The following is a 19,435-nucleotide window of genomic DNA, read 5'->3' as shown; positions in this document are numbered from 1 at the left end:
GCCCGAACGGCTGCGCGGCAACCCGACCGGCGCCGGCGACGCGGCGGTCGCCGCCCTGGCCCGCGGCCTGGCGGCCGGAGTCTCCTGGCCGCGGCGGCTCGCCGAAGCGGTGGCGCTGTCGGCCGCCGCCGTCGCCGCGCCGCTGGCCGGCTCCTTCGATCCCACCGTCCACCGGCGCCTGCGCGGCGCGGTGGACGTCCAGCCCCTCCCGCCCCTCTCGTAAGGAACCGTCATGCCTCTCGCAGGTACGGGGGACATCGTCGCCCCCGCCGCGCACGCCGGACACGGCGTGGGCGCCTTCAACGTCATCCAGCTCGAACACGCCCAGGCGATCGTGGCCGGCGCGGAGGAGGCCGACGCGCCGGTGATCCTCCAGATCAGCGAGAACGCGGCCCGCTACCACGGCGGCCTGCGGGCCATCGGCCTCGCCACTCTGGCCGTGGCCCGTGCCGCCCGGGTCCCGGTCGCGGTCCACCTCGACCACGCGACCGACGACGGCCTGGTGCACGAGGCCGTCGAGCTCGGCTTCACGTCGGTCATGTACGACGCCTCGGTGCTCCCGTACGAGGAGAACCTCCGCGCCACCGGGGCGATCACCGCCCACTGCCACGCGGCCGGCGTCTGGGTGGAGGCCGAGCTCGGCGAGGTCGGCGGCAAGGACGGCGTCCACGCCCCCGGCGCCCGCACCGACCCCGCGGAGGCCGCCGCCTTCGCCGCCGCCACGGGAGTGGACGCGCTCGCGGTGGCCGTGGGCACCTCGCACGCCATGCTGACCCGGGACGCGGCACTGGACCTCGCCCTGATCCGCGCGCTGCGCGAGACCGTCCCCGTACCGCTGGTCCTCCACGGCTCCTCCGGCGTCGCGGACGACGTGCTGACGGCCGCGGTCGACCACGGCATGACCAAGGTCAATCTCGCCACGCACCTGAACCGGGTCTTCACCCTGGCCGCGCGCGAGGTGCTCGACAGCGACCCGTCGCTCGTCGACACCCGCCGCTACCTCGGCGCCGGACGGACGGCGATGGCCGAGGAGGTGACGCGGCTGCTCGGCGTACTCAGGGCTCCGGCCGCGTCCGGGGTGCCGGCCCGCTGACGAGCCGGGGGGGGGAGCAGGCGTCGGCCGACCCCGCCCCGGCGTCGCGCGGACCGGACCCGACCGGCCCGCGCGCCCGGCTGGTGGACGCGGCGATCGGGCGTCCAGCGGCTGGCCGAATCGTCCAGCGGCCGGCCGAGTGCGTCCACCACCGGCCGAGTGCGTCCAGCGGCCGTCCGGGTCCGTCCACCAGTCGGCCGAGTGTGCCCACCAGCCGGCCGGCTACAGAGGTGTTCTCGGCCGGCGTCCCGGGCCGCCGCCACAGCGCCTCGCGCACGCCGGATCGTCCCCGTGGTGGGAACCGCGACGGCGGTGGCGGCGGTGGCGGCGGTCAGGCGACGGGACCGAGCCGCGGGCCGCCCCCGTCCCGCAGGCGCCGGAAGAAGGCCAGCACGCCCGCGGAGCCGCCGGCCCAGGTGGCGCTCGGCCGGGCGAGGCCGGTGTCCGGGAAGACGGGCCGGGACCAGGTGCCGCCGCTGCGGCTCAGGATGAGCAGGGCCACGGTCCCGGCCGCGTCCCGGAACTCCTCGGACCCGGTCGCCGCCGCGACGTCCACCATCAGGTCGCCCACTCCGGCCAGGCCGCAGCACTGCGTGACCAGCGGCATCCGCGGTGCCAGCGCGGCGCAGGCCCGTGCGGTGCGCTGCGCCAGGGCGAGGTACCCGGGCTCGTCGAGGCGTTCGGCGGCCGTGAGGAGTACGGACCCGATGCCGGCCAGGCCCCGGCACCACGAGCCGTAGCGGCGAGTCGCCCCGGGTGCGGCGGCCGCCGCGATGATGTCCGGTGTCACGGCGGCCAGGCGGGCGGCGGCCTGCTCGGAGCGGCTGACCGCGTCCGGGTCCCCGGTCTCGGCGCCGTACTCGAGCAGGAAGCAGGCGACGCCCGCCTCGCCGTGCGCGAGGCCCTCGCGGAGCGCGGCGCTGCCGGCGGTGTCCGGGCCGGTCGGGGTCAGCCGTGCGGTGCCCGACGCCAGCATCCGGTCGCAGCCGGCGGCGACGGCGAGGTGCCGGTCCGCGGCGTCCCGGTGACCGGACCGGAGGGCGTGCCGGGCGAGCAGCAGCCGGCCTAGGCCGATTCCGGCGGCGCCCGCGATCAGATCCGCCTCCGGAGGCCCGCCGTCCGGCGCGCGCTCCGGCACGACGGGGTACCCGGACCGCGCCTCCGCGTCCGTGCCCGGCCCCGCCGTCAACCCCGCCCCGGCGAGGAAGAGTTCGACGCCGGTGCGTCCCGTGTAGAAGCCGGGTGGCAGGTTCCTGGACTGTTCCGACGTCCACCGCGCGAGCGCGGCGACCGCGGAACGCACCTCGGGCCGATGCGCGTGGTGCAGGAGCTCCAGTCCGAGTCCCGAACTGCCGCCGTACACGTCGATGGAGGTGGGGACGTTGAGCTGTGCGGCCCGTACCGGGTCCACGATCGCCTGCGCCTCACCGACGCAGTACGCGGTCGTGTGCTCGATGATCTCGTCGAGCAGGTCGCTGTCGATCCGAGGGTGCGCGGGCCGGCGCGCGCTCCCGGCCGTGCCGGTGCGCAGGCGGTCGGCGGCGGCGGTCCGTACGGCCGGGTCGAAGCTCAGGAGGCCGGTGATCGACGCCCGGATCTCGCGGTGGGCGGGCCCGGGCAGCGCCCAGGCCAGGCAGGCCAGGGTCCGGTCCCGATTGACCCGGTGGTCGGTGTCGACGATCACCGGGTCCATGCCGGTGGCGGCGAAGAAGAGGGTCGCCCCGAGGGAGTAGTAGTCGTCGGCGGGGGCGGCCGGGCCGGTCGCGCGCAGAACCGGCTCGCTGTACCCGGGGGTCGCCCCGCCCGGCCCGGCGCCGTCCCGCTCGCTGATCCCGAAGTCGATCAGGTGACAGTGGGCGGGGCCCGAGTCGTCGAGGACCACGTTGTCGGGTTTGAGGTCGCGGACGACCACGTTCCGTCCGTGGATCGCGTCCAGGACGCGCAGCAGCCGGGAGGCGAGGACGGACAGGGCGCGCGCCGGCCGGGCGCCGTCTTCCCGGCAGGAGCCGTCCCGTTCCCGAGCGGAGTCCTCCGGGTGGGCGGAGTCCCGGTAGGGGCCGTTCCGCAGGACCTCCCTGCGCAGGTCCCGGTCGCCGCAGCTGCTCAGCGCCAGGAACTCGTCCGACCGGTGGGCGAAGTAGTCGAGCGCGCGGGGCACGCCCGTGACACCGTCGAGGGCGGTGAGGACCGCGCGCTCGTTGCGCAGCCGGTGGCGGGCGTCCGTACCGGATTCGTCCTCGCCCACGAAGGCCCTCGCCTGTTTGAGCACCACCGGGCGTCCGAGCGTGCGGTCGACCGCGCGGTAGACGTTTCCGCCGGGTGCGCGCGCGATACCGGCGGTGACCTGGTAGCGGCCGCCGCCGACGCCGGGCGCGGACGGCTCGTCCCCGGGGCCGGAGCCGGTCGCGAAGGGGTCCTCGGCCCAGGGCGGGCACCGGTAGCGGCCGACGGCCAGGCCGTCGAAGATCCGCCCGTCCGGCCCGGTCATCACGGATTCGAGCCGCCCGCTCCGGCCGGTCCGGTAGTCGCCCGTGAAGGGGCCGTAGCGGTAGTAGACCGGGGCCCTCGGGTCGACCCGCCGGTCGCTGACGACCCGCGGGCCCTCCTGGTCACGCAGGGCGGCGGCGAGTTCCCGGGCGACCTCGACCACCGTGCCGGCCAGGGGATAGACGGTGATCGCCTTGCCGACGGCCCCGGCGCTCAGCACCCCGGAGTTGAGGCGGCGCAGTGTCTCCGGGGCCCGGGCGAACTTGGCGTGGCAGACGTGCCGGGCCAGCACCGGCAGGACGAGCCGGGTCACGGCGTCGAGGTTGCCGGGGCGCGCCGAGACGTGCAGTTTCCAGCCGTGTTCCATCGCCGGCATCCGCGGATCGTTCAGGTACGACCACGTGTCATCGGACCAACCGCTTCGGCCGGCGATGGAGACGGCCACCGCTACGAGTTCAGGTCACAGGCGAAGCGGGTGGTGGCGGTCACCCAGGGGTCGGCGAGACACGCCGTGTACTCACGGTCGCCGCGGTCGTCGTCCTCGAACGCGATCGCCTCGTCGTCGATCTCCAGCGGACCCGCGTCGCGGATTCCGTCGATTTCCAGAAGTTCGGGCACGGCTACGGGCATGTGACGCCTCCATGTTGTGTCGTGCGCTGAAGTGCAGGAAACGGCCCAGACGGGCCGGTGGGCCCGCTGAGCCGAGAACTCGCTGGACAAAGGTAGGGAGGGGGCGAACCCGCTGACAAGGGGTCAGGTGGCACTTCTCGGACCCGCTGATCCTCGCGGTCAGGCCCGGGTCGTCGGCGCCTTCGGCAGCAGGAAGACGGCGACTCCGGCGACGACGGCGGCTCCGGTTTGACGCGGCTCAGCACGGTGCTGAGCGCCGGTGTGACGACCAGTCCGCCGGCGGCGCTTTGCAGAACGAGGGTGGCAATCGCCGGCAGCGGAGTGAGCCGGGGCCGGCGAACAGCAGGAGGCCGGTCGCCGGACAGCCGCTCGACAGGACGACCGCCGGGGTCTCCAGCACACGGCGCCCGTACTTCGGGACGGTCCGGCTCGCGACCATGCTGAACACGAAGAACGCGGTGGCCGCCGGCGCCTGGACCAGGCCCGCGCCCAGCGCCGACATGCCGAGCCCGTGCTGCATCGTCACCGACAGGGCCCGGTAGTACGAGTAGATCAGCGCGTACAGGGCGAGGACGAGGACGGTTCCGAGCGCGAACGAACGCTGCCCGAACAGCGACAGCGGTACGAGGGGATCCCCGCCCCGCCGTTCCAGGCTCCGCTCGACCGCGACGAACAGGCCGAAGGCGGCCGCGCTGCCCGCGAAGAAGCAGGCCCGGACCCACCACGGCCGGCCCGCCTCCTGCCCCCTGGATCAGCGCGGTCCGTGCCACCCCTCCCCGGCCCGCCTTGCGTGGCGCGGACGACCCGCTCAACGGATATCGGTTGCCGGACCGGCCGTCGTGGTGACGTTCCCCGGCTGCTCCGTCATGGCGTTCATCAGGTAGTCGACGACGCCGGTGAGGCCGCCGCCGTCCCGATGGGCGGCCCGTTGGCGGTCGGCACCGTTGCCGACGGTGCGCAGCACGGCCCACCCCTCCGTCACGGTCTCCAGGTCGCCGTTGAGCAGCAGCGACGGCCGGAGGTCCGCCAGCATCTCCTCGACGAGGGCGGTCGCCGGGACGAGACGGTGACGGCGCAGGTCGAAGGCTTCACCGGCCAGGCCGTCGCGGGCCGCACGCCAGCAGGCGGTGCGCAGGATCTCCGGGGACGGCCGGAAGGCGGGCCGCCCGGCTTCGATGTCGGTCAGGGCGGTGCCGACCAGGGCCCTGACGACCGCGGCGAGCAGCACGGTGTCCTGCGCGGTGGCGGTGGCGTCGGCGACCCGGATCTCCACGGTGGGAACGTGGTCGGAGGGCCGGATGTCCCAGTACAGTCCGCCCCGGTCGAGGATGCCGCCGGTCGCGGTGAGACCGGCGACGAGGTCCTCGAAGTGCGCCCGTGACGTGACGTACGGCGGCGGGCCCGCGGCCGGCCAGCGGGCCCAGGCCAGCGTGCGCCAGCTCGTGTAGCCGGTGTCCCGGCCCTGCCAGAAGGGCGAGTTGGCCGCCAGCGCGATCAGGGCCGGAAGCCGGGGCCGCAGATGGTTGCCGACCTGGAGGGCCGTTTCCAGGTCGGGCATGCCGACATGGAGGTGGCAGGCGCAGATGCTCTGCTCGTCGTCCAGGGCGCCGAAGGCGGCCACGCTCCGCGCGTACCGGGGTCCTTCGGCGATCGGGAGTGGCAGCGGCTGGGGCAGCACCGGTGTGCCGCTGGAGATCACGCCCAGGCCGAGGCGCGCGGCGGCGCGCGCCACGGCCGCCCGCATCGACCGCACCTGCTCGGCGAATTCGCCGAGACGGGCGTGCGGATCGGTGCGCACCTCGACCTGGTAGCTCGTGATCTCGGTGGTCACGCGGTCCCCGAGCTCGGTGGCGGCCTCGGCCACCACCTTCGGTGCCTCCGGTCTCAACTCCCGCGTCACCGGATCGACCAGGAGGTACTCCTCTTCGGCGCCGACCGTCAGTGGGGTCATTCGGGCATCGTGGCACAGACGGTGTCGTTCGGGGAACGGCGCCCGGGCCGGTTCAGACCCGGCCGAGGATCCGGTTCCCGGGTGCCTCGGGGTCGGTCGAGGTGAAGAACTCCATCGCGGCCTCGAGCCATTCGTCGAGGGTGAGCTCACCGTCGCCGTCACGGTCCAGGGTCCGGAAGATCTCTTCCGCTTCCGGCCGCGGGACGCCGATGGCGTGGTAGAGGCGGGTGAACTCGCCGATGTCGACGACGCCGTCGTCGTTCGTGTCGGCGAGGGCGAGGTCGGCCTCCACGGAGGGGCGGACCATGGCGGACACCAGCTTCGGGTCGGGCGACTTGGACAGTTCGGTGACGAACGCGTCCCGGGAGATCCGTCCGCCCGCGTCGGCGGCGACGAGCCGGCTGAGCGAGGTCCAGTAGTGGGCCTTGGAGTCGCGCAGAGCGCGGGCCTTGTGCGCGTCGGAGGGTTCGCCGGTTCCGGCGATGAGCCGGTCGGCGAGGGAGGTGAAGTCCCTCTCGGAGATGTAGCCGTCCTGGTCGGTGTCGAGCAGGTCGAAGCGGTGCTGGAACTTGCGGCGCAGCAGGTCTGCGGTCATGGGTGTGCTCCCTGGGGGTGGGGCTGTACGGCGGTGCACGGGAGGTCTATCGGACGGGGCGGCGCCGGGCCGGGAGGAGCGCGGCCGTGTCACCTGTGTGGCGGCGTCGGTTCGCCGCGGACGCGATGCCCCGGGGCGCTCTCCCGAGGCGCTCTTCCGGTACGCGGCGCCGCGCTGTTCACTGGCCGGGTCATCTTGCAGTCCCTGAGCACCGGAGGCCGCTGTGCGCGACGGACAGCCGTTCGTGGAGACGGACGTCCTGGTGGTCGGGGGCGGTCCGGCCGGCGCGACGGCGGCCGCGCTGCTGGCCCGCCAGGGGTTCGAGGTCACGCTGCTGGAGAAGGCCCGCTTCCCCCGCTACCACGTCGGCGAGTCCCTCCTGCCCTCCCTGCTGCCCCTGCTGGACCTGCTGGGCGCCCGGGAGGCCGTCGAACGGCGTGGTTTCGTACGCAAGACGGGCGCCTTCTACGACTGGGGCGGCCAGGAATGGGACCTGCGGTTCGACGGACTGGGCCCGGCCGCGTCGTACAGCTTCCAGGTCGTCCGCTCGGAGTTCGACCAGGCGCTGCTCGACCACGCGCGGTGCCAGGGCGTACGGGTCCACGAGGAGACGGCGGTACGGGCGGTCGAATTCGGCGACGGGCGCGCGCGGGGCGCGGAATGGGCCTCCTCGGCCGGCCGCGAGGGCGCGATCTCGTTCCGGTACCTGGTGGACGCGTCCGGCCGGGCCGGGCTGCTCACCGCCCGGCAGCTACGGACACGCCGGTTCCACGACGCCTTCCGCAACGTCGCCGCCTGGGGCTACTGGCGGGACGCCGAGCCCGCGCCGGACGCCCCCGAGGGCGCCATCCGCCTGTACTCCCTGCCGGACCACGGCTGGTTCTGGGCCATCCCCCTGCACGACGGCACCCTCAGCGTCGGCCTGGTCACCGACAAGCGCTCCTTCGCGGAAGGCCGTCGGGCGCTCGGCGGGACCGAGGCCCTCTACGCGGACCGGCTGGACCGTACTCCGGCCCTGGCCCGCCTCCTGGCCGACGCCGACCGGGTCACCGACCTCCGGGTGGAGAGCGACTACTCGTACGTGGCCGACCGGTTCTGCGGACCGGGGTGGTACGCGGCCGGCGACGCGGCCTGTTTCCTGGACCCGCTGCTGTCCACCGGCGTCCACCTCGCCATGTACAGCGGCATGCTGACCGCCGCGTCCGTCGCCGCCGCCCTGCGCGAGGACGTCGGCGAGTCCGAAGCCGCGGACTTCTACCAGGGTGCCTACCGGCACGCCTACGAGCGCCTGCTCGTCCTCGTCGGGGCCTTCTACGACATCCACCGGGGCCGCGACGCCCACTTCCGCCGCGCCCAGCGGCTGAGCCTCCGCGACCAGCGCCCGTTGCGGCTGCACGAGTCCTTCCTGAACATCGTCACCGGTGTCGAGGACCTCCACGACACCCGGGACGACACGGTCTCCCGGTTGTTCGGCGCGCTGCGGGAACCCCTCGCGGGCCACCAGCGGGTGGGGCTCGGAGGGCACGGGGCGAGCGCGATGACGCCGTGGCCCACGGGCCCCGGCCAGGCGGTCGCCGGACTCAGACTGACGCTGGAACCCCGCCTGGGGCTGCGCCGGGCCGACGGCTGACCCGCGCCGGGCGGGCTGCGAGCCCGTGGGCGCGGTCGCGCTCGCGGCGCCGACGAGCGCCGGGTGTTTCGTCACCTGACGAGCGCATTCCGCACGTACGACCGGAACCCCGGCTCCTGCCCGTCCGGTCCCGGTTCCTGTTCCGGCCGGTGTTGCGTACGCCTCACCAGTGAGTGCTGTTCAGGGAGAGCTCCCGGCGGCCAAGCTGTGCGGCGTGGGTCCGGGTCTTGGGCGGGCGGACTGCTGATCGTGTTGAGAACACGCCGTTGACGGCCAGAGCAGCGAACGGAGAACACACGTGATTGTCGGAGTCCTCAAGGAAGCGCGGGCAGGTGAGAACCGCGTCTCGGCCACGCCGGCCACGATCGAACCGATCCGCAAACTGGGGTACGACGTCGTCGTCGACTCCGGCGCGGGCGTCGCGGCCGGCTTCACCGACAGCGCCTACGAGGCCGCCGGTGCGACCATCGGCGACGCGGCCGCCGCGGACGTGGTCCTGGGCGTCAACGCCCCGGAACCGGCGCAACTGGACCGGGTACGGCCCGAGGCGACCGTGATCGCGCTGTTCGCGCCGGCGTTCGACCCGGCGATGGTCGAGGAGCTCGGCCGCCGCCCCTTCACGGCGCTGTCGATGGACGCCGTGCCACGCATCAGCCGGGCACAGTCGATGGACGTGCTGTCGTCGATGGCGAACATCGCCGGCTACCGGGCGGTGGTCGAGGCGGCGCACGCGTTCGGGCGGTTCTTCACCGGCCAGGTGACGGCCGCGGGCAAGGTGCCGCCGGCGAAGGTGCTCGTCGCCGGCGCGGGCGTCGCGGGCCTCGCGGCGATCGGTGCGGCCGGCTCGCTCGGCGCGATCGTGCGGGCGACCGACCCGCGGCCCGAGGTGGCCGACCAGGTCAAGTCGCTGGGCGGCGAGTACCTGTCGATCGAGTCCCCGGAGGTGGAGGTCTCGAAGACGGGCTACGCCAAGGAGATGGGCGACGACTACAAGGCGCGCGAGGCCGAGCTCTACGGCGCGCAGTGCCGTGAGGTCGACATCGTCATCACCACGGCGCTGATCCCGGGACGCCCCGCGCCGACGCTGATCACGGCGGAGATGGTGGCGAGCATGAAGCCGGGCTCGGTGATCGTGGACATGGCCGCCGCCAACGGCGGCAACGTCGTCGGCACCGTGAAGGGCGAGAAGGTCGTCACCGACAACGGCGTGACGATCATCGGCTACACCGATCTGGCCGGCCGGCTCCCCGCGCAGTCCTCGCAGCTCTACGGCACGAACCTGGTGAACCTGCTCAAGCTGATGACACCGGGCAAGGACGCGCAACTGGTCCTCGACTGGGACGACCCGGTGCAGCGCTCCATCACCGTGGTCCGCAAGGGCGAGCTCGCCTGGCCGCCCCCGCCGGTCCAGGTCTCGGCGGCCCCGGCCCCGGCCGCCCCCGCGGCCGCGACGGCGCCCGCGCCGAAGAAGGCGCCGATGACGGCGAAGCAGAAGTTCGGTGCCGTCGCCCTCGGCGCGCTGGCGCTGTTCCTCACCGCCGGGTTCGCGCCGGCGGCGCTACTGCCCCATGTGACGGTCTTCGTGCTCGCGATCGTGATCGGCTACTACGTGATCGGCCATGTGCACCACGCCCTGCACACACCGCTGATGTCGGTGACCAACGCGATCTCCGGGATCATCGTCGTCGGCGCGCTGCTGCAGATCGGGCAGACGAGCACGACGGTCACGGTGCTGTCGTGCGTGGCGATCCTTCTGGCCAGTATCAACGTCTTCGGCGGCTTCGCGGTGACGCGTCGCATGCTCGCCATGTTCAACCGGAGCTGACATGTCTGCGACCCTCGCCGCACAGGCGGCCTATCTCGTTGCCGCGCTGCTGTTCATCCTGGCGCTGGCAGGACTCTCCAAGCACGAGTCGGCTCGGCTCGGCAACGCCTTCGGCATGCTCGGCATGGGCGTGGCGCTCGTCGCGACGATCGTGCTCGCGGCCGACGGCGACATCGACGCCGCCGGACTCGGCCTGATGCTCCTGGCGATGCTGATCGGCGCGCTGATCGGCCTGCAGCGCGCCCGCGGCGTCGAGATGACCGGCATGCCCGAACTCATCGCGCTGCTGCACTCCTTCGTCGGTCTGGCGGCCGTCCTCGTCAGCTGGAACGGCTTCCTCAACGTCGAGAACCACCCGGACGGCCCCGAGGCCAAGGCCCTGGACGCGCTCGGCACGCTGGGCATCCACCACGCCGAGGTGTTCATCGGCGTGTTCATCGGCGCGGTGACGTTCACCGGCTCGATCGTGGCGAACCTGAAGCTCTCGGCGAAGATCAACAGCAAGCCGCTGGTCCTGCCGGGCAAGAACGCCCTGAACCTCGGCGCGCTCGGCCTGTTCGTCGCCCTGACCGTCTGGTTCGTCGTCTCGCCGGCGCTGTGGCCGCTGATCGCGGTGACCGTCGTGGCGCTGGCGCTCGGCTGGCACCTGGTGGCCTCGATCGGCGGCGGCGACATGCCGGTCGTCGTCTCGATGCTCAACAGCTACTCCGGCTGGGCCGCGGCCGCCTCAGGCTTCCTGCTCGGCAACGACCTGCTCATCGTCACCGGCGCGCTGGTCGGCTCCTCGGGTGCCTACCTGTCCTACATCATGTGCAAGGCGATGAACCGCTCGTTCATCTCCGTGATCGCCGGCGGCTTCGGCATCGAGGCCCCCTCGGCCTCGGACGTCGACTACGGCGAGCACACCGAGATCACCGCGGAGAGCGTCGCCGAGCTCCTCGGATCGGCCCGTTCCGTGGTCATCACGCCCGGCTACGGCATGGCCGTCGCACAGGCCCAGTACCCGGTCGCGGAGCTCACCTCGAAGCTGCGCGCGAAGGGCGTCGACGTGCGGTTCGGCATCCACCCGGTCGCCGGCCGGCTGCCCGGCCACATGAACGTGCTGCTCGCCGAGGCCAAGGTGCCGTACGACATCGTGCTCGAGATGGACGAGATCAACGAGGACTTCGCCGCGACCGACGTCGTCCTCGTCATCGGCGCCAACGACACCGTCAACCCGGCCGGCGCCGAGGACCCGAGCAGCCCCATCGCCGGCATGCCGGTGCTCACCGTCTGGGAGGCCGGCAAGGTCATCGTGTTCAAGCGGTCGATGGCCTCCGGGTACGCGGGCGTGCAGAACCCGCTGTTCTTCCGCGAGAACACCTCGATGCTCTTCGGTGACGCGAAGGCACGGGTCGAGGACATCGTCGGCGCGCTCTGAGCCCGACGGGCACGGGGGTCCCGGCCGTACGCGGCCGGGACCCCCGGCTCGGCCGGCTCGGCCGTGTCGGCCCGGCCGTGCGGCCCCCGCCGGGTTACGGTCGCCGGCATGGCGGGTGAGCGACGAGGTTGGCTGCGGTGTCTGCTCGGCGGAGCGGTGTTCGCGGTGTGCATGATCGGCACCACGCTGCCCACCCCGCTCTACCCCCTCTACCAGGAGAAGTTCGGCTTCTCCGAACTGACGGTAACGGTGGTCTACGCCGTGTACGCCTTCGGTGTCATCGGCGTGCTGTTCGTCGCGGGCAACGCATCCGACATCATCGGCCGGCGGCCCACGCTGCGCTTCGGCCTCGGGTTCGCGGCGGCGAGCGCGGTCTGTTTCCTGCTCGCCGACTCCCTGGGCTGGTTGTACGCGGGGCGGCTGCTGTCCGGGCTCTCGGCCGGCCTCTTCACCGGAGCCGCCACCGCGTACGTCATCGAGCTGGCCCCGCCCGGCGGCGGCTCGCGGGCGACGCTCGTGGCGACGGCCGCGAACATGGGCGGCCTGGGCTGCGGTCCGCTCCTGGCGGGACTGCTCGCCGAGTACGCGCCCGAGCCGCTGCTGCTGCCGTTCGCGGTGCACCTCGGCCTGGTCGCGGTCTCGGCCGCCGTCCTGCAGTGGCTGCCCGAGACGGTGGCGGACCGGCAGCCGCTGAGCGCCGTACGGCCGCAGCGACCGGCCCTGCCGGCCGAGGTGCGGCCGGTGTTCGTACCGGCGGCGGTCGCCTCCTTCGCGGGGTTCGCCCTCTTCGGCGTGTTCACCTCGGTCAGTCCCGCCTTCCTCGCCCGCTATCTGGACGTCGACAACCACGCCGTCAGCGGCCTCGTCGTCGCCCTCGCCTTCTTCGCCTCCACCGGCGGCCAGGTCCTGGCCGGCCGCGTCGGGCCCGCGCGCTCGCTGCCGCTGGGCTGCGGCATCCTCTTCACCGGCCTGGTCCTGCTCGGCGTCGCGCTCTACACGGACCTCCTCGTCTTCGTCGTCCTGGCCGCCGTCGTGGGCGGCACCGGGCAGGGCCTGTCCTTCCGGGCCGCGCTGTCGGCCGTCGCCGCGGCGTCGCCGGCCGACCAGCGGGCGGCGGTCATCTCGTCCCTGTTCGTGGTCGCGTACACGGGCATCTCGATTCCGGTGATCGGCGTCGGCCTGGTGGCGGAGCCGATGGGCCTCGAAGACGCGGGCCTGGTGTTCATCGCCTGCATGCTGGTGCTCGTCGCGTTCGCCGCCGCCTATCTGCTCCGGCGGGCACGCCTGCCGGTCGCCGATCCGGACCGGAACGGCTAGGACCGCCTGCCCCAGACGGTCAGCATGCCGGCCGACACATCCGCGCACTCGTCGGACTCCAGATACCGCACCGCCCCGTCCACGGCCGCGTCGTCCACCAGGCCGGTGGCGACCATCGCCGCCCTGCTGCGCTGCCAGGTGTCCGCCCAGAAGCGGCTGATCGGACTGCCCGGCAGCAGCGGCGGCACGTGGATCTCGGCGCCGACGTGACCGAGACCGGGCCCGCGCAGCAGTTGCGGGTAGGACGGCACCCACGAGACGTCGGTGCCGATGGTGGCGCGCAGCCCCTGCCACATCGCCCGCATCGCCCTCGTGTACGGGGTGACGGGCGCCCGGTCACCGGTCGGATCGACGGCGTCGCTGAGCACCAGGAACCCACCGGGCTCCACCAGTCCGGCGAGCGTCCTGACCAGCCGCTCGCGCTCCGCCAGGTGCATCAGCACGAAGCGCGCGTGGACGAGCCGGAACCGGCCGGGGGCGAAGTCCGGGGCGGTGATGTCGGCCTCCATGAGATCGAGCCCCGGCACGGGCCGCTCGCGCAGGAAGCGCACATCGCGGTCCACGGCGAGCACGCTCGCCACCCCGGCGTCCGCGAGCAGCCGGCGGGAGACCGTGCCCGTACCGGCGCCCACGTCGAGACAGCGCCAGCCGGGCCCGGCGCCGAGCGCCACGAGCCGGGCCATGGTGATGTCGTCGTAGGCGAGCGCTCCGAAGTCGATGCGCTCGCCCTCGCCGGCCTGCTCGGGCCGGAAGACGTCCTCGCCGTACCGCCCGTCGCCCGGCGCGGCCGTCATGCCGCCGCTGCCGCGCTGCCGAAGGTGCCGGACGTGACCAAGCTGCCGAACGGTCTCATGGACGTATCGTCCGCCTGGCCGGCCGAACGTGCACCCGAGGGGCCGTTCCGGCGGAATCCGGCACGGCCCCTCCACCGGCTCGGGCTATCGCTTGGCCCCGCGGCCGAAGGAGCGGCGGGCCCAGACGTAGCCGACCAGGGTCAGGCCGACGCACCAGGCGAGGGCTATGTAGCCGCTGTCGCCGATCGCGGTGCCCATCAGCAGACCGCGCAGGGTCTCGATCGCGGGCGTGAAGGGCTGGTACTCGGCGAACCAGCGCAGTCCGGTCGGCATGGAGTCGGTCGGCACGACGGCGCTGCCGAGGAAGGGCAGGAAGGTCAGCGGAAGCGGGGTGTTGCTGGCCGACTCCGGGGTCCTGGCCACCATGCCGATACCGGCCGACAGCCAGGTCAGCGCCAGGGTGAGCAGGGCGAGGAGGCCGGCCGCGGCGAGCCACTCGACGACGGAGGCGTTGGGGCGGAAGCCGATGGCGAGGGCGACGCCGACGACCAGGGCGATGGCGGCCAGGGTCTGTATGACGCTGCCGACGACGTGCCCGGTGAGGAACGCGGCGCGGGAGATCGACATCGTACGGAAGCGGTTGACGATGCCCTCGGTCATGTCGACGCAGACGCCGACCGCCGTGGCCACCGCCCCGGCGGTCGCGGTCATCAGGATGATGCCGGGGGCGACGTAGTCGATGTACTTCCCGCCGCCGGTCGGCGCGCCGGCGATGCCCGCGCCGAGGGCGCCGCCGAAGGCGTAGTTGAACAGCAGCAGCATCATCACCGGCATGAGGACGACGGAGACGGTCATCGACGGGTAGCGCAGGGCGTGCTTGAGGTTGCGCCGCAGCATGGTCATCGAGTCGCTGACGGCATGGCCGAGGGTGCTCATCGGGTCATCTCCACGGAGGTGTCGGGGGTGCCGGTGCCGGTCAGGGTGAGGAAGACGTCGTCGAGGTCGGGGGTGTGCAGGGTCAGCGACTCGGGATGGATGCCGGCCGCGTCCAGGACGTCGAGCACGGCCCGCAGCGTCGGGAGGCTCCCGTCGCTCGGGATGCGCAGGGTGAGCTCCTCGGCGTCGCGCGCGGCGGTACCGAAGTGACGGGCCGCGCTGTCGAGTTGCGCCGGGTCCGTGAAGCCCAGCCGGATGTGGCCGCCGGGTATGAGCCGCTTGAGCTCGTCCGCGGTGCCCTCGGCGACGATCCTGCCGCGGTCGAGGACGGCGATGCGGTCGGCGAGCTGGTCCGCCTCCTCCAGGTACTGCGTGGTGAGGAAGATGGTCACGCCGTCGCGCTCGACCAGATTGCGGATGATCTCCCACAGGGTCCGGCGGCTGCGCGGGTCGAGCCCTGTCGTCGGCTCGTCGAGGAAGATGATCCGCGGATCACCCACCAGCGTCATGGCCAGGTCGAGTTTGCGCTTCATGCCGCCGGAGAGCGTCGACACCGGCTTCTTCGCGGCCTCCGTCAGCTCCAGGCGTGCGAGCAGCTCGGCGGTCCGGCGCCGGCCCTCGGCGCGGGGCAAATGCCGCAGATCGGCCATCAGGAGCAGGTTCTCCTCGGTGGTGAGGAGGCTGTCGACGGCGGCGAACTGACCGGTGACGCCGATCGCGGAGCGTACGTCACCGGGCCGTTCGGCCAGGTCGTGGCCGGCGATGCGGGCCGAGCCGGCGTCGGGGGCGATCAGGGTGGAGAGGATCTCGACGGTGGTGGTCTTGCCGGCGCCGTTGGGGCCGAGCAGGGCGAAGACCGTGCCCTCGGGGATGGTGAGGTCGACGCCGTCCAGGACGAGCTTGTCGCCGTAGGACTTGCGCAGCCCGAGGGCGGAGATCGCCGGCGCCGCGGGTGCGGTGCCGACGAGGGTGGTGGCGGTGGTGGCCATGGGGGCTCCTGTGAAGTCTCCTGTGGGATGTGACATGGCACAGCTGGATCCGAGGACGGGCGTCGCGCCGTGCCGACGCCCGGTTCTCGTGCGTGCTCTCGGGGGCGCGGCGCCAGGGTGTGCCGCCCGGGCGTGCCGCTCAGGGCGTCCGGGTCAGGGCGTCCGGGGCGGGCGGGATGCTCGGGCGCGCCGGTCACCGGGGTGCTCGGGCCGCGCGGTCGCGCGGGGCGCTCGGGCCGCGTGGTCAGGCGGGTGCTCGCGGCGCGTGGTCAGGCCGCGCGGCGGATCACGATGTCGCCGGCCTGGGTGCGGGCGTGGATCTCGACGGTGTCGTCGGCGGAGCCGGGGCCCTCGGCGGCGCCCAGGAAGTTGCGCACGGTGCCGACGCGCGAGCTGACGTCCAGCCAGGCCGCGGTGGACTCGCGGATGCCGATCTCGACGCCGCCGACCGACGTCTGGAGCTCGACCCTGCCGCGGGTCACCTCGTTCACCTGGATGGAGCCGTGGGAGCTCCTGACGTCCACCGACGCCTCCGCGACGCCGACCGTGACGGGGCCGGCGGAGGTGTTGACCTTCAGGTCGCCGGTGACCGTGCCGATCGCCGTCTCGCCCATGCCGTTCTTGACGGTCGCCGCGCCCTCGACAACGCCGATGTCGATCCGGCCGGAACCGTGGACCTCCGCGTTCCCCGCCATGCGGGCGACGCGGATGTCGCCGAGGCCGGTGCGCAGGTTCGCGGCGCCGGTCTGGTCGAGCCGGATGTCGCCGACCGAGGTCTTGACCCGGCATTCCCCGAGCGGTCCGGTGCTCAGGTAGTCGCCCATGGGGGAGTTGGCCTGGAGGTGGGAGCCGGCGGGGAGTTCCACGGTCACGTCGATCGAGCCGACCTTGTCGAACACCGAGCGCTTCTTCGGGCCCTTGAGCGTCAGGGTGCCGTTGGCGTACGTGACCTTCGTCTGCTGCACCGTCTTGATGTCGTTGTCGTCGGCGCCGTTGCTCGGCAGCACCTCGACGACGGTGTCCGTGCGCTCGCTCGCGACGATCCGGACGTGGCCGAGGTCGAACTCGAGGATCGCGGTGATGGGCTGAGGCGTTTCGTAAGAAGGCATGGCTGTGCCGTCCTCGTGGCTGTGAAGGTGGATGCGCAGGAGGTGGGGAGGGGGGCGGGCCGCTAGCGGACCCAGCCCTGGTAGCTCTGGCCCTTGCCCGGGCGCGCGGTGCGCACGGGAGTGGCCGACGGTGCGGTTGCGCCCGGTTCCAGGGCGGTGGCCACCGCCCGTACCAGCCAGGCGTTGACGGACAGGCCCTCCTGGCCGGCCGCGTGCTCGACGCGGGCCTTGAGGTGGGCCGGGAGTCTGAAGTTGATGCGGGCCGTGCCGCCCTCGTCGGCGTCCGGGGCCGCCGGTGCCGGTGGTGCCACCGGTGGCGCCATCGGTGCCATGTCCTCGGGGCCCGCGGCGGGCAGCTCCGGTGCCGGCGGCGTCGTCACCACGAACTCGGGGTCGAGCCCGCGCAGCCGCACGTCCACCGAGCCGGGCGCGAGCTCACGGGTGATCTCGTCCGAGGCGGCGGACAGCGCGTTCAGCAGGGTCAGCCGTACAGCGGACTCCAGCGGAGTGGTGAGCCGCTCGGCCAGGGCGCGAGCGTCCTCCCCGCCCGCCTCGGCGGCGACCGCGAGCTCGCGGCGGAGGTGATCGACGTAGGGAGTCAGGTCCATGGGAACCATCATGGCGCCAAAGTGGCGCCATGGCAACCCCCTGTGGCGCCAAATGGCGTCACGTGGCGCCATGTGCGTGTCAGGTGTGCGCCATGTGGTGCCACCGTGTGCCATCCGGTGGCACCGATCCGCACCCATGGTGCCACGGCGCCGCAGATCAGAGCCCCGGCGCCGCCTCAGCGCGCCAGACGACTTCCCACCGCGCTCGCCGCCGCGGCGACCGCGGCGGCGACATGAGCGACCGGCCCCTCCGACGGCACCAGCGCCGCCACCGCGGCGACCACCCGCCCGTCCGCCCGGCGCACCGGCAGCGCGACACAGCGCACCCCGGCCACGATCTCCTCCTGGTGCGCCACGCGTTCGCGCCCGGCCCGCGTCAGGGCGCCGCCGAGCGCCGGGCCCAGCGGGAGGGCCAGACCGTCGTACACCGGCAGGAGCGACTCCGCCCGGCCCGGAACGGAGGCGACGGTCAGCGCCCGGTCCTCACTGAGCACGACGAGGACCACACTGGCCCCCGTCGTCGCCCGCAGCCGGTGCAGCGGTGCCCGCGCCGCCGCCCGCAGTCCCGGGTGCGGCTGCCACGACTGACCGAGGCGGAACAACTGCGCCCCCAACACGTAACGGCGGCCCCGCCGTTCGATCGCCCCGACCGGCCCCAGCTGTTCCAGCAACCGGTGCGCGGTCCCCTTGGGTACCCCGCACTCCGCCGCGAGCTCGGTCAGGCCTGCCTCCCCGCCCCGTCGCCGCAGCGCGTCGAGCAGCGCGAACGCGCCCTCGACCACGCCCCGGCCGGCCGGTCTCTCCCCCAGGATCTCGGACATGCAGCGCAGTGTGCGGTCCGCACCACGGCGCCGCCATCCCAGGAATCTGGGGGGGAGGCGAACAGACGCCGGGCGTCGGGCGTTTATCAGACGTTCAGCGCGCCGAGGGATCCTGGACGCAGGTCGAACAGCGGGAGGGCGTATGGACCGTCCCCGTCAGGTGCGGGCGAGTCACAGCAGGATCGTCCGGGCGGCCAGGCAGGCGCGCGGCTCGGTGCCCGTCCTGGAGGCCGCGGCCGCGGCCCTCGCCGAAGCCGTCCCCTTCGAGATCTGGGCCGGGGTGCTGCTCGATCCGCTGACGCTCCTCAACGTCGGAGGCAGTTACCGCCACGGGCTCACCGGCGAGTGGATGCCCCGGATGCTCGACATCGAGTACCGCGAGGGCGACGCCCTGCAGATGCCCGACCTGGCCCGGCGGGCCGTCCCCGTCGGCACGCTCTCCGAAGACCTCGGCGGCCGGCTCGAACGGAGCGTCCGCTACCGGGACATCTACCGCCCGCTCGGCCTCGGCGACGAACTGCGGGTGCTGCTGCGCGACGCCGGACGCGTGTGGGGCGCGCTGGTGCTCACCCGCGCCGCCGACCGGCCGCCGTTCTCCGCGGCCGAGACCGACTTCGTCGCCCGGCTCTCCGCCCCGCTGGGCCGTGCGCTGCGGGACGCGCTCACCGACCGGCCCGCCGCGCCCGGCCTCGAAGCCCGCTCGCTCGTGGTGCTCAACTCCGCGTACGAGATCGTGTCGGAGTCCGTCACGGCCGCCGCCTGGTGCGCCGGACTCGCCGAGGAGCCCGCGCGCGGTACGGGCCTGCCGGCCGCCGCGTACGGCGTCGCCGCCGCGGCCCTGTGCAGCCCGACCGGCGGCAGCCGTGCCTGTGTGCCGACCCGCGCGGGCGGCTGGGCGGCCATCGAGGGCTGGCGCCTGGAGACGGGGGAGCAGCCCCAGATCGCCCTGTCCATGGGACCGGCCTCGCCACCGGACCGCATCGCCGCCCTGATGGAGGCGTACGCGCTCACCCCCCGGGAGAGCCAGGTCCTCACCCAGGTCGTCAGCGGCGCGCCCACGTCGGAGATCGCCACCCGGCTCGCGCTCTCCCCGTTCACCGTGCAGGACCACCTGAAGGCGGTCTTCACCAAGACCGGCGTCCGCTCCCGCCGCGAACTGGTGGCCCAGGTCTTCTTCCCGCACTACCTGCCGGCCCTGTCGCTCCCCGGTGATGGTGAGTGACGACGCCC

At 73.5% G+C, this 19,435-nt stretch carries 17 protein-coding genes; 7 read left to right on the top strand and 10 right to left on the bottom strand.

Translation table 11 applies throughout. The features are described 5' to 3' along the window. A partial coding sequence (locus ACWEV0_RS26725; protein WP_453152034.1) for a PfkB family carbohydrate kinase occupies positions 1–223 on the top strand: 223 nt, incomplete at its 5' end. Positions 224–232: 9 nt separating this feature from the next. After that, the gene (locus ACWEV0_RS26720) at positions 233–1,093 is read left to right on the top strand and encodes a class II fructose-bisphosphate aldolase (protein ID WP_453152033.1); all 861 of its coding nucleotides are present in this window, start codon (positions 233–235) and stop codon (positions 1,091–1,093) included. Positions 1,094–1,424: 331 nt separating this feature from the next. On the opposite strand, the gene lanL is transcribed toward ACWEV0_RS26720, so the two are convergent. The 4 genes from lanL to ACWEV0_RS26700 form a co-directional block, all read right to left on the bottom strand. Next, complete coding sequence (lanL, locus tag ACWEV0_RS26715) at positions 1,425–4,025, bottom strand: class IV lanthionine synthetase LanL (protein ID WP_453152032.1); 2,601 nt, start codon at positions 4,023–4,025, stop codon at positions 1,425–1,427. Positions 4,026–4,027: 2 nt separating this feature from the next. Further along, positions 4,028–4,210, bottom strand: coding sequence for an SflA family class IV lanthipeptide (locus ACWEV0_RS26710; RefSeq protein ID WP_453152031.1), 183 nt, complete (start codon positions 4,208–4,210; stop codon positions 4,028–4,030). A gap of 808 nt (positions 4,211–5,018) precedes the next feature. Further along, positions 5,019–6,161 (bottom strand): carboxylate-amine ligase, encoded by a 1,143-nt coding sequence (locus tag ACWEV0_RS26705; RefSeq protein WP_453152030.1) that lies wholly within the window; start codon positions 6,159–6,161, stop codon positions 5,019–5,021. Positions 6,162–6,213: 52 nt separating this feature from the next. Next, positions 6,214–6,756 (bottom strand): EF-hand domain-containing protein, encoded by a 543-nt coding sequence (locus ACWEV0_RS26700; RefSeq protein WP_453152029.1) that lies wholly within the window; start codon positions 6,754–6,756, stop codon positions 6,214–6,216. Between the two features lie 223 nt (positions 6,757–6,979). On the opposite strand from ACWEV0_RS26700, the gene ACWEV0_RS26695 reads away from it, so the two are divergent. The 4 genes from ACWEV0_RS26695 (at position 6,980) to ACWEV0_RS26680 (ending at position 12,948) form a co-directional block, all read left to right on the top strand. Then, entirely contained in the window at positions 6,980–8,386 is a 1,407-nt protein-coding gene (locus tag ACWEV0_RS26695; RefSeq protein ID WP_453152028.1) for an NAD(P)/FAD-dependent oxidoreductase, read from the top strand. Positions 8,387–8,684: 298 nt separating this feature from the next. Next, the gene (locus ACWEV0_RS26690; protein WP_453152027.1) at positions 8,685–10,211 is read left to right on the top strand and encodes a Re/Si-specific NAD(P)(+) transhydrogenase subunit alpha; all 1,527 of its coding nucleotides are present in this window, start codon (positions 8,685–8,687) and stop codon (positions 10,209–10,211) included. Position 10,212: 1 nt separating this feature from the next. After that, the gene (pntB, locus tag ACWEV0_RS26685; protein WP_453152026.1) at positions 10,213–11,631 is read left to right on the top strand and encodes a Re/Si-specific NAD(P)(+) transhydrogenase subunit beta; all 1,419 of its coding nucleotides are present in this window, start codon (positions 10,213–10,215) and stop codon (positions 11,629–11,631) included. 108 nt (positions 11,632–11,739) lie between these two features. Further along, positions 11,740–12,948 carry an MFS transporter gene (locus tag ACWEV0_RS26680; RefSeq protein ID WP_453152025.1) on the top strand — a complete coding sequence of 403 codons (1,209 nt, stop codon included), beginning with the start codon at positions 11,740–11,742 and terminating at the stop codon, positions 12,946–12,948. Here ACWEV0_RS26680 and ACWEV0_RS26675 read toward each other — a convergent pair. From ACWEV0_RS26675 to ACWEV0_RS26650, 6 genes are all read right to left on the bottom strand, one after another. Beyond that, a complete protein-coding gene (locus ACWEV0_RS26675) occupies positions 12,945–13,742 on the bottom strand; it encodes a class I SAM-dependent methyltransferase (RefSeq protein ID WP_453152024.1) in 798 nt (265 codons plus the stop codon). The two genes, ACWEV0_RS26680 and ACWEV0_RS26675, sit on opposite strands and share 4 nt — an antisense overlap. 144 nt (positions 13,743–13,886) lie before the next feature. Beyond that, entirely contained in the window at positions 13,887–14,678 is a 792-nt protein-coding gene (locus tag ACWEV0_RS26670) for an ABC transporter permease (protein WP_453152023.1), read from the bottom strand. Further along, positions 14,675–15,667 (bottom strand): ATP-binding cassette domain-containing protein, encoded by a 993-nt coding sequence (locus tag ACWEV0_RS26665; RefSeq protein WP_453152022.1) that lies wholly within the window; start codon positions 15,665–15,667, stop codon positions 14,675–14,677. Before ACWEV0_RS26665 ends, ACWEV0_RS26670 begins: the two co-directional genes overlap by 4 nt. A gap of 269 nt (positions 15,668–15,936) precedes the next feature. Further along, positions 15,937–16,776: a DUF4097 family beta strand repeat-containing protein gene (locus tag ACWEV0_RS26660; protein WP_453152021.1), complete on the bottom strand. Its 840-nt coding sequence runs from the start codon at positions 16,774–16,776 to the stop codon at positions 15,937–15,939. A 62-nt stretch (positions 16,777–16,838) separates the two neighbouring features. Beyond that, positions 16,839–17,384: a hypothetical protein gene (locus ACWEV0_RS26655; RefSeq protein WP_453152020.1), complete on the bottom strand. Its 546-nt coding sequence runs from the start codon at positions 17,382–17,384 to the stop codon at positions 16,839–16,841. 176 nt (positions 17,385–17,560) lie between these two features. Then, positions 17,561–18,205 carry a helix-turn-helix domain-containing protein gene (locus tag ACWEV0_RS26650; RefSeq protein ID WP_453152019.1) on the bottom strand — a complete coding sequence of 215 codons (645 nt, stop codon included), beginning with the start codon at positions 18,203–18,205 and terminating at the stop codon, positions 17,561–17,563. Positions 18,206–18,347: 142 nt separating this feature from the next. On the opposite strand from ACWEV0_RS26650, the gene ACWEV0_RS26645 reads away from it, so the two are divergent. Further along, positions 18,348–19,427: a LuxR C-terminal-related transcriptional regulator gene (locus ACWEV0_RS26645; RefSeq protein WP_453152017.1), complete on the top strand. Its 1,080-nt coding sequence runs from the start codon at positions 18,348–18,350 to the stop codon at positions 19,425–19,427. Positions 19,428–19,435: the final 8 nt, after the last annotated feature.

The organism is Streptomyces sp. NPDC003943 (assembly GCF_053605265.1).
The sequence above is the reverse complement of the archived record's forward strand: the minus strand, read 5'-3'. Positions and strand labels throughout refer to the sequence as shown.